The organism is Thermodesulfobacteriota bacterium, assembly GCA_040753795.1.
In the GTDB taxonomy this organism is placed as follows: Bacteria; Desulfobacterota; Desulfobacteria; order Desulfobacterales; family Desulfosudaceae; genus JBFMDX01.
Genome location: JBFMDX010000036.1, coordinates 1 through 10446 on the forward strand (window position 1 = coordinate 1; position 10446 = coordinate 10446).

Genomic DNA, 10446 nt, shown 5'->3' on the forward strand with positions numbered 1-10446 from the left:
ATCGACTCCGGTTGCTCTCTACCTGAAAAAAGATATCTGCATATAATAAGGACTAGCCGGGCGCTCCGGGCTTGTTCAACCACCGGATAAGATCGTGGCTACGCACGATCTATCCTTGTTCGTTATATAAACTGCTTGGTTTTACCCCCTACTGATATATTGACATTTTTCTGTTCAATTTCAAACAACTTCTTAGAAAGCCCTGCCTGCTTATGATCATTCAGAATTAAAACCATCTTTAAGCCTACAGCCTCTACAATGATAATCTGCCGGTTTCATAAGAAGTCTTTTGTGAGCGACCTGCGATCATTTTGGGGAACAAGGGTTCACCGGCCTGAGCGTGATACCGGAATCGGTATAGAATTTCTCGCTGCCTGAGGGTGAAGTCCGGACATTTTTAGAGATATTGGACAGCCCGAGTTCGAGAAATTCAGCGAAGGGCGGTGAACCCGCCCAAAATGATCGGGGAGCGAACAAAACGGCTTCTTATGAAACCTTCCGCATAAAAAAATGGCTATGTAAAAAGGTCAAGATCAAGGCGCGTAAGCCCCGAGGGATGCAGCGTACTTTTAGTACGTGAAATTCCGAGGGGTGACGCGCAACGCCGATATTGGCCTTTTTACATAGCCATTACCAGTTCATGCGCTGGGGCACGCCCCGCGAGTGCAGATATTCCTTAATCCCGGGAATGGTGTAAGTGCCGTAGTGGACCATGGAAGCAATCAAGGCGGCGTCGGCCCGGCCTTGGGTCAGGACGTCGTAAAGATGGACCGGTTCGCCGGCGCCGCCGGAGGCGATGACCGGGATGGTGACGCTGGTGGAGATCAGGCGGGTCAGCTCGATGTCATACCCCTGGCGCACGCCGTCGGCGTCAATGGAATTGAGGCAGATCTCGCCGGCGCCCCGGCGCTGGCCTTCTCTGGCCCACCACAGGGCGTCGATGCCGGTGTAGGTGCGGCCGCCGTTGATGACGATTTCAAAACCCGACGGGGTGGCCTCGCACCTTTCCACGCGCTTGACGTCCATGCCCAGGACCACGCACTGGCTGCCGAACTTCTCCGCCCCTTCATTAATAATATCCGGGTTGCGGACCGCCGCCGAGTTGACGCTCACTTTTTCGGCGCCGGCCAGCAGGGTGTCGCGCATGTCCTGGACCGTGCGGATGCCGCCGCCCACTGAAAAGGGGATGAAAATGGTCTCGGCCACAGCCCGGACCACGTCGATCATCAGGTTGCGCTTCTCATGGGAGGCGGTGATGTCGTAAAAGACAATCTCGTCGGCGCCGCTCTCATAATAGATCCGGGCCATCTCCACCGGATCGCCGATATCGACGTTGTTCTGGAACTTGATGCCCTTGGTCGTCCGGCCTTCCCGGACGTCCAGGCAGGGAATGATCCGTTTGCTTAACATGGCGACCACCCGCAGAAATTTTCCAGGATCCGCAGACCCGGCCGGCCGCTCTTTTCCGGATGGAACTGGGTGGCGACCACGTTGGCCTGGCCCATGACCGAGGCAAAGGTCAGGCCATATTCGGTGACGGCCAGACAGTTGTCGTCGCTTTCCGGGGCCGGATAGTAACTGTGAACAAAATAGAAGGCGTCGTCAGCCGCCACTCCGGCCAGAACCGAATGCGCTTTGGTCACCCGGATGGTGTTCCAGCCCATGTGGGGAATCTTCAGCCGGGAACCGTCGGCGTCTTTCATGTCGGCCGGGAAAAGCCGCACCTCGCCTTTGACGATGCCCAGACAGTCACACTGATTTTCATGGCTGAAGCCCAGGATGATCTGGGTGCCCAGACAGATGCCCAGAAGCGGCGTTCCCCGCCGGACCACCTCGCGCACGGCCTCTCCCAACCCGGTGCGGTTAAGGGTGGCCATGGCCGCGCCGGCGGCGCCGACCCCGGGAAAGATGACCCGGTCCGCGGCCAGGATCTCTTCCGGCCGGCCGGTGACCCGGCCGGGACGACCGATCTTTTCCAGTGCCCGGGCCACGCTGGCCAGGTTGCCGGCCTCATAATCCACCACGGCGATCATACCAGGGACTCCTTGGCCTTTTCCCAGAGGCCGTCCAGCGTTTTCATGTCGGTTCCTTCCACGGTCCGGTTCTCCTTTGACAACGCTTCTTCCATGTATTTAAACCGCGCCACGAACTTGTTGACCGACTCGGTCAGGGCCGTTTCCGGATGAACCTTTAAAAACCGGGCCAGATTGACAAAAGTAAAAAAGATATCGCCGAACTCGGCCTGGATCCGCCCGGCATCGGCGGACGAGACGGCGGCTTCCAGTTCCGCCACCTCTTCCTTTATTTTATCCATCACGCCGGAAACATCCGGCCAGTCAAATCCCACCCGGGCGGCCCGGGTGGTCAGCCGGTAGGCCCGCAACAGGGCCGGCAGGCCCCGGGGCACCGTATCCATGGTGGAAACAGGCTCTTTGCCCTCTTTTTCCTTGAGCTTGATTTTATGCCAGCGCCGTTTCACATCCTCCACGCTTCTGGCTTCCTTGTCGCCGAACACATGGGGATGGCGGCGGATCATTTTCTCAGCCGAGATGTTGGCGGCGTCGTCCAGATCAAACTCCCCCCGGGACCGGTAGATGTCGGCGATAAACAGCACCTGGAAAAAAACGTCGCCCAGTTCTTCGCACACCTTGGCCGGATCGCCATCCTCGATGGCGTCGATCAACTCGTACACCTCCTCCACCAGATAGATCATGATGGAGCGGGGGGTCTGCTCCCGGTCCCAGGGGCAGCCGTTTTCTCCCCTTAATCTTTCGATGATTGTCGCCAGCCGTTCAGTGGCCGACGGCTTTTCGCAGGTCCGCGGCGCTTTTTCCAAGATTCTGCAACCTTTCGATTTGTGCTTTGAGCGAAGCCGGCAGGTGGCCGGAAACAATCCCCGCCATGGTTTCAGCCGCCTTCACTCCGTAAGGATATAACAGCGATTGTTTCCAGACGCCGGACTCGGGCTGGACAAACCGCGTCACCACAAAAAACACCACCACCAGGATCAGGGCGCCCTTGACGGCGCCGAAGGCCGCGCCCAGAACCCGGTCCAGCCAGCCGAGCAGGATGACGCCCAGAAGCTTGCGGATCAGCCAGCCCACCAGATGAACAGCCAGGAAAACCCCGCAAAAAACCACCCCGTATCCCAGAAGGCCGGCATAAGGCGCGGCCGCGATCTTTTCCGGGAAAAAGCTGACGGCCAGGGGCGAGAAAATAAAAGCCGCGTAAAATCCGGCGATTACGCCGACAATGGAGGCCAGTTCCCGGGTCAGCCCCCGGAAAATGCCGCGAATCAGAAAAACGCCGACCACGGCAATAATGATCATGTCAATTGTATTCATCGGCGGATCGTCTCCTAACGGACAACCTCGGAACCAGGCCCGGATCACCCTTGACCAACTTTTATCCGGCTTTTATCATAACGGCCGGATTTTGCAAGACCGCTTTTTTGATGTATAATAGAATAAAAAGGAATGCCAAAAACTGGGCCGTACTGTGTTTCCTGTTTAATATTTGGGGAATTATTTTTTTGAGTTTTCTGCCGCGCATTGATCACGAGGAAGATTATCTGGTCAATAAGATTAAGGATCAAAACCCGGTTTCCCATCCAGAAATGTAAAGGAGGTTCATGCACGCTTCCGCAGCCGTTGAAAAACCCGTACAGATTGATTTCCCCGACATCGAACTGGCCCGACAGCTTTTCGGTGAAAACAACACCCACTTAAAAAAAATCGCTCACAGCCTGCATATTTCCATCAACGCCAGGGGCAAAACCGTTTTTATCAGCGGCGACGCCATCGCGGTCGAACTGGGGGAGAATGTCCTGCGCCAGCTTTACGCGCTGCTGGCCGAAAAATACCCGGTATATGAGGCCGACATCGACCACGCGGTAAAGGCCCTGCGCGAAAACAGCAAGACCAACTTAAAAGAGCTGTTTCTGGAAACAGTCTACCTGACGCCCAAGAAACGGCCCATCACGCCCCGGAGCGAGAACCAGAAGACGTATATCGACGCCATCCGCAAGCATGACATGGTCTTCGGCATCGGCCCGGCCGGAACCGGGAAAACCTACCTGGCCATGGCCATGGCCGTGGCATCCTTCAAGGCCAACCTGGTCAGCCGCATCATTCTGACCCGGCCGGCCGTGGAAGCCGGCGAAGCCCTGGGTTTTCTGCCCGGAGACCTGGCGGAAAAGGTCGACCCCTACCTGCGTCCGCTTTATGACGCCCTGTATGAAATGATGAGTTTTGAGAAGATCGCGGCCCTGATGGAGCAGAAGGCCATCGAGGTGGCCCCACTGGCCTTCATGCGGGGGCGGACGCTGAACGACTCATTTATCATTCTGGACGAGGCCCAGAACACCACCTCCCAGCAGATGAAGATGTTTCTCACCCGGATCGGGTTCAACTCCAAGGCGGTCATCACCGGCGACATCACCCAGACGGACCTGCCCCAGGGGAAACCCTCGGGACTGATTGAAGCCAAAAGCATTCTTCAGAACATTACGGGCATCGAATTTGTTTATTTTTCAAAAAAAGACGTGGTGCGGCACAGCCTGGTGGAAAAAATCATAGCCGCCTACGAGGAGAGCGAAAACGCCGGGCAGTCATCCTCTTAATAAATATCCCGGGTGCCTCTAAAAATTACCAAATAACAATTTTTAGGGGCACCCGAAAATTTTTTTCTTGAAAAGGCCGCTGGTTTTATATAAAAACTCCCATGCGACAAAAACGACACACAGCGTTAGTCAGATATCACAAAGCAGACTGATCCATTCGGTTTGAACCCCTTCATATCCCGACCATGACAATCAAGCATTTCAAAACCCAGTTTGCATTGCCCCAGAACAGCAAAGCGTATAAATGGCTGCTGCTGGCCATAACCGCCGTCGTTTTTGCCGCGACATTCTTCTCGTCCTCATTTCCGGATCATTATTACACTTATAATATCAATGATATAGCCAGACAAGACGTCAAGGCGCCGGCCGATTTTCTGATCGACGACAGCCAGGCCACCGAGGAAAAACGCCGGGAAGTCAGCCAGAAGGCGCTGACGGTCTATGATTTTAATGATGAAATCGCCGGCCAGATCAAACAACGGCTGGAGCTCAGTTTTGAATCGTCCAGAAAAGCGCTGGAGGACAATAAACAGGCGGAATCCGATCCCGCCGACAACACCACCGGCGGCAAGGAAAAATTTGAGGGTCTGCTGGGCATGCCGGTCAGTGACGGCGCTTACGCCATCCTGGAAAAGGAAAAATTCTCCAAAACCATAGAAACCCTTATTTACCAGATCGTATCGGAAATCCTGGATAACGGCGTCGTGACCGATAAAGAGGCCCTGCTCCGTGAAAAGGACAAGGGGATTATATTAAGCCGGGTGAGTTCGGAACAGGAAGAAGTCGTTCTCAACCTGCGGCGTTTTTATGGAACCGATCAGGCCCAGTCCATGGTCCGCATCATCGGCGATCCGTTGCTAAACCACCTGGACTATACCGTAAAAAACCTCATTGTGGAGTTTTCTCAGAGACTTCTTGTCCCCAACATCACCCTCAACGCCAGCAAGACCGAAAAAAGAAAAAATGAGGCAAGAGAAAGCATCAAGCCGATTCTCTTTGAAATCAAAAAAGGCGAAATGATTCTCCGGGAAGGCCAGCGGGTAACGGAGCAGGACAAGCTCAGGCTGGAAAGGCTTGAGTCAGCGACCAAAAACAGGGTGTCGATTTCCAAAAGCATCGGCGCCTTCTTTCTGGGCGCGCTGGTGCTGCTGGTGGTGTTTCTGCGGAACTCGGAAAGCAAACGCAAAGGCGTTCTGGCGGACAGCAAGAACCTGCTCTTTTTCTCCGCCATGCTCTGCTTCTCCTTTATCACCGCCCGGTTTTCCCTGTCCGTGGCCAAAGCCATCGCCGCCAGCTCATCCTCCTCGGCCCTGACGCCGGAATCCATCTTTCTGGTCATACCCCTGGCGTCCATGGCCATGATCGTCTGCCTGTTCATGGATATCGAACTGACCGCCTCCTTTGCCCTGATCCTGGCCCTGTGTACCGGCGCCATTTATGAAAACCGGTTTGATGTGTTTGTTTTCTCCATCCTGAACATGACCATGGCAGCCTTCTGGATGCGCCACTGCCGGGAGAGAAAAGTATTTATAAAAGCCGGGACCAAGCTCGGCCTGTTCAATATGGTCTTGTCCATCGCGCTCAATCTCTATATGGATGATCTGGTCCTGACTCATATTCTGGTGGATTGCGCTCTGGCCTTCTCCGGAGGGATCCTTTCCGGTGTTCTGACCGCCGGGCTGGCGCCCATTGTCGAAATCGTTTTCAACTACACCACGGATATCAAGCTCCTGGAACTGGTCAACCTGGATCAACCCCTGCTGCGCCAGCTGATGCTGGAATCGCCCGGGACCTATCACCACTCCCTGATTGTCGGTTCCATGGTTGAAGCCGCCGCTTCCGAGATCAACGCCAATCCCCTGCTGGCCAAGGCCTGCGGCTATTATCACGATATCGGCAAGACCGCCAAGCCGTTCTACTTTATCGAAAACCAGAAGGACGTCAAAAACCCCCATGAAAAACTGGCGCCATCCATGTCCAGCCTGGTACTTATCTCCCATGTAAAGGAAGGCGTCGAAATCGCCCGAAAGCACAAACTCGGCGCGTCTGTCATCGACGCCATCCAGCAGCATCACGGCACCAGCCTGATCACCTATTTTTATGAAAAAGCAAAACGGTTGAACAAGGAAGAATCCGAGAAAAATCCGGGCAAGGAACAGGAAATCAAGATGGAAGACTTCCGCTATCCCGGGCCCAAACCCCAGACGCTCGAAGCGGGTTTGGTGATGCTGGCGGACATCGTCGAGGCCGCCGCCCGGTCACTGGAATCCCCCACTTCCTCCCGGCTGCAGGGGCTGATCCAGGACCTGATCAACCAGACCTTTTCCGACGGCCAGTTGAACGAATGCGAACTGACCTTGAAGGACCTGAACAGTATCGCCAAGAGCTTTAACGCCATTCTTGCCGGGATATACCACCACCGCATCGAATATCCCGCTCCAACCAACGGAAAAAAGAAAAATGCCGGTCCTGATAAGCAACCGCCAAACAAGCCATCGTCTTCCCGTCCGGAAGATAGCGAAGACGGCTCAGGACGTCTTAAACGCCTCGGGCAGTCCTGATGCCGAACTGTCGCTCCTGATCACCGACGACGACGAAATCACCCGCTACAATCAGCAGTACCTGGGGCGGAAAGGCCCCACCAACGTCATCGCCTTTCCCATGACCGAAGGCGATTTTGCCGGGATCACGCCGGGCCTTCTGGGGGACGTGGTCATTTCCGCCGATACCGCTTTCCGGGAAGCCCGGGAAATGGGCATCACCCTGAAGGAGCGTTTTACACAGCTGCTCATCCATGGTATTTTGCATCTTCAGGGTTACGATCACGAGGTTTCCGAACGGCAGGCCCGGGAAATGGATCGGAAGGCGGAAGAACTGACCAAAACCATCGACCCCTTATAGCATCAGGAGGACAAACCAATGGCGGGACTGGCTGTCAATGTCGACCATATCGCCACGCTCCGGCAGGCCCGGGGCGTTTCCTACCCCGACCCGGCCGCCGCCGCCGTGCTGGTGGAACTGGCCGGCGCCGACGGCGTCGTGGCCCACCTGCGGGGAGACCGGCGGCACATCAACGATGACGATGTCAGAAAAATAAAAAAAATCGTCCTGACCCGGTTCATCCTGGAAATGGCGCCCACCGATGAGATGGTCGATACGGCCCTGGAGGTGACGCCGGATCTGGTGACCCTGGTTCCCGAAAGGCGGGAAGAGATCACCACCGAAGGCGGCCTGGATCTGTCTTCCAGCCTGGACAACACCGCCCGCATCGTCGAACGACTGCAGCGCGCCGGCATCCGGGTCAGCATTTTCATCGATCCGGACACCGAACAGATCCGCCGGGTCCGCGACACCGGAGCCGCCGTTATCGAAATCCATACCGGCGCCTTCTGCGAGGCCGCCGGTGTACAGGAAAAAGCCGCCCGGTTCGCGAAAATCCGGGAAGCCGCCCGGGTGGCCCATGACCTCGGCCTGGGGATCAATGCCGGCCACGGCCTCTGCTACCATACCATCAAATGGTTTGCCGGTCTGAAGGAGATCGACGAGTTCAGCATCGGCCACAGCATCGTCTCCCGGGCCGCCCTGGTCGGGATGGACCGGGCCGTCCGGGATATGGTCGGGCTGATCAGGGGGTTGTGACATGCTTCTGGTATCCGCCGAAGAAATGCGGGAGATGGACCGGCAGACCATCGATTCCTACGGGCTGCCCGGCCGTGTTTTGATGGAAGTCGCCGGACGGGGGGCCGTGCGCTGGCTGCTGGAGTGTTTTCCGGAAGTGCTGGAAATGAAAATCGCCGTGCTGGCAGGACGGGGCAACAACGGCGGCGACGGCTTTGTCATGGCGCGCCACCTTCACCATCTGGGCGGCCGGGTAACAGTCTTTCTGCTGACGGAGGCAGACCGGATCAGCGGGGACGCCGCGGCCAATCTGGCCCTGGCCAGGGCTTCGGAAGTTCCCGTCATCGGCCTGCCGGACGAGGCCGCCTTCGCGGCGCACCGCTCCGCCCTGGCCCACCAGGAATTGTTTATCGACGCCATTCTGGGGACCGGCCTGCAATCCGAGGTCAAAGGCTTTTTTAAAACCGTCATCGATTATCTCAACGGATCCGGAAAACCGGTTTTCGCCGTGGACATTCCCTCGGGCCTGAACGCCGACACCGGCCACCCCTGCGGCGTCTGCGTCCGGGCGGACGCCACCGCCACCTTCGGGTTCGCCAAGACCGGTCTGGTCCTTTACCCGGGCGCGGATTTTGCCGGGGACTTAAGCGTGGTCGACATCGGGATCCCGCCCTTTATCGCCGACCGGGTCGCGCCGGACAAGCGGTTGCTGACCGAAAACATGGTGTCCGGATACGTCATGCCCCGGCCATCGGACACCCATAAAGGGATAACCGGGCACCTGCTGGCGGCGGCGGGTTCGTGCGGCAAGACCGGGGCCGCCAAAATGACCGCCCTTTCGGCCTTGAGGGCCGGCGCCGGGCTGGTGACCCTGGCCGTTCCGGCCGGAGTTCACGCCATGACGGCCGCCGGCCTGACCGAGGTGATGACCCTGCCGGCGGGAAAGCCGGATTGTCAATTTTTCGATCAATCCTGCCTGGATTTGATCATGACGGCCCTGGAGGGAAAGTTCTGCCTGGCCCTGGGGCCGGGAATCGGAACCGATCCGGCCACGGCCGACATGGTCCGCGAACTGGTCCGGACGGCGCACTGCCCCCAGGTCATTGACGCCGACGGTCTGAACTGCCTGGCCGGGCACCTGGATATATTAAAAGCCCGGTCTGGCCGCATCGTCCTGACCCCCCACCCGGGTGAAATGGCCAGATTGACCGGCCTGACCGCCCGGGAGGTTCAGCGGGACCGGATCACCTGCGCCCGGAGTCTGGCGGAACAGTTTGGGGTCTATGTCGTTCTCAAGGGCGCCGGCACGGTCATCGCCCACCCGGACGGGAAAATTTACATCAACCGCACCGGTAACCCCGGCATGGCCGCGGGCGGCATGGGCGACGTGCTGACCGGCCTCATCGCCGGGTTCATCTGCCAGGGATATGACATCGGACAGGCGGCCCATCTGGGCGTTTACCTTCACGGCGCGGCCGCCGACCGCCTGGCGGAAAAACGCGGCCCCGGCTACCTGGCCTCGGAGGTCATGGCCGAAATTCCCGAGGCCATGGCCGCTTTGATGAAACCCTAATGGAACTGAACATCCGGACCCGCTCCCCCGAAGAGACCATCCGCCTGGGTAAAAAAATCGGCGGCCAGGCGACTGCCGGCACGGTAATCGCCTTGACAGGCGAACTGGGCAGTGGTAAAACCGCCTTCACCCAGGGACTCGCCCGGGGCATGGGCATCACGGAGCCGTATATCGCCAGCCCCAGCTACACCCTGGTCAACCACTATCCGGGCAGCGGGCTTTCCCTGTACCATGTCGATCTGTACCGCCTCGCGGACAGAGAGGAAGCCGAAGACCTGGGACTGGAGGAGGTCCTGCACCGGCAAGGGGTGGTGGCCATCGAGTGGGCGGAAAAATTCGGCGATCACTACTGGCGGGAAGACGTGGAGGTCCGGCTGAAGGTGACCGGGGAAACGGACCGGGAGATTATCCTGACCTCCCGCGGACCGGCCGGTGACCGGATCATGTCCGTTTTATTAACCGAAAAACCGTAGGGGAAGGCTTCAGCCTCCCTGATTGAAACCAAATAATAATGTAGCGGAAGGCTTCACAGGCTGTCTCGCAGCCTTCCTATATATTTTTGACTTTTTGCGATCCGATTTCGTTAGTTGATCGCCTGCTCTTTGAAAATTTGTTTAAAACATCTCCGACGCCA

At 57.4% G+C, this 10446-nt stretch carries 10 protein-coding genes; 6 read left to right on the forward strand and 4 right to left on the reverse strand.

What is annotated here, in order from left to right:
- Positions 1-630 precede the first annotated feature (630 nt).
- From hisF to AB1724_20240, 4 genes are read right to left on the reverse strand one after another with little or no spacing between them, the layout of a single operon-like run.
- Positions 631-1410 carry an imidazole glycerol phosphate synthase subunit HisF gene (gene hisF, locus AB1724_20225; protein MEW6080144.1) on the reverse strand — a complete coding sequence of 260 codons (780 nt, stop codon included), beginning with the start codon at positions 1408-1410 and terminating at the stop codon, positions 631-633.
- Positions 1404-2033 (reverse strand): imidazole glycerol phosphate synthase subunit HisH, encoded by a 630-nt coding sequence (hisH, locus tag AB1724_20230; GenBank protein ID MEW6080145.1) that lies wholly within the window; start codon positions 2031-2033, stop codon positions 1404-1406. The genes hisF and hisH overlap by 7 nt, the downstream gene beginning before the upstream one ends.
- Positions 2030-2836: a nucleoside triphosphate pyrophosphohydrolase gene (gene mazG, locus AB1724_20235; protein MEW6080146.1), complete on the reverse strand. Its 807-nt coding sequence runs from the start codon at positions 2834-2836 to the stop codon at positions 2030-2032. The genes hisH and mazG overlap by 4 nt, the downstream gene beginning before the upstream one ends.
- Positions 2793-3344, reverse strand: coding sequence for a CvpA family protein (locus AB1724_20240; GenBank protein ID MEW6080147.1), 552 nt, complete (start codon positions 3342-3344; stop codon positions 2793-2795). The genes mazG and AB1724_20240 overlap by 44 nt, the downstream gene beginning before the upstream one ends.
- Positions 3345-3631: 287 nt before the next feature.
- On the opposite strand from AB1724_20240, the gene AB1724_20245 reads away from it, so the two are divergent.
- The 6 genes from AB1724_20245 to tsaE all read left to right on the forward strand — a co-directional run bounded on the left by AB1724_20245 (position 3632) and on the right by tsaE (position 10285).
- Positions 3632-4621 (forward strand): PhoH family protein, encoded by a 990-nt coding sequence (locus AB1724_20245; GenBank protein MEW6080148.1) that lies wholly within the window; start codon positions 3632-3634, stop codon positions 4619-4621.
- Between the two features lie 185 nt (positions 4622-4806).
- A complete protein-coding gene (locus tag AB1724_20250) occupies positions 4807-7182 on the forward strand; it encodes an HDIG domain-containing metalloprotein (GenBank protein MEW6080149.1) in 2376 nt (791 codons plus the stop codon).
- Entirely contained in the window at positions 7082-7522 is a 441-nt protein-coding gene (gene ybeY, locus AB1724_20255; GenBank protein ID MEW6080150.1) for an rRNA maturation RNase YbeY, read from the forward strand. Before AB1724_20250 ends, ybeY begins: the two co-directional genes overlap by 101 nt.
- An 18-nt stretch (positions 7523-7540) precedes the next feature.
- On the forward strand, positions 7541-8260 hold the full coding sequence (locus AB1724_20260; GenBank protein ID MEW6080151.1) for a pyridoxine 5'-phosphate synthase: 720 nt from the start codon (positions 7541-7543) through the stop codon (positions 8258-8260).
- A gap of 1 nt (position 8261) precedes the next feature.
- On the forward strand, positions 8262-9812 hold the full coding sequence (locus tag AB1724_20265) for an NAD(P)H-hydrate dehydratase (protein ID MEW6080152.1): 1551 nt from the start codon (positions 8262-8264) through the stop codon (positions 9810-9812).
- Positions 9812-10285 (forward strand): tRNA (adenosine(37)-N6)-threonylcarbamoyltransferase complex ATPase subunit type 1 TsaE, encoded by a 474-nt coding sequence (gene tsaE, locus AB1724_20270; GenBank protein MEW6080153.1) that lies wholly within the window; start codon positions 9812-9814, stop codon positions 10283-10285. Before AB1724_20265 ends, tsaE begins: the two co-directional genes overlap by 1 nt.
- Positions 10286-10446: the final 161 nt, after the last annotated feature.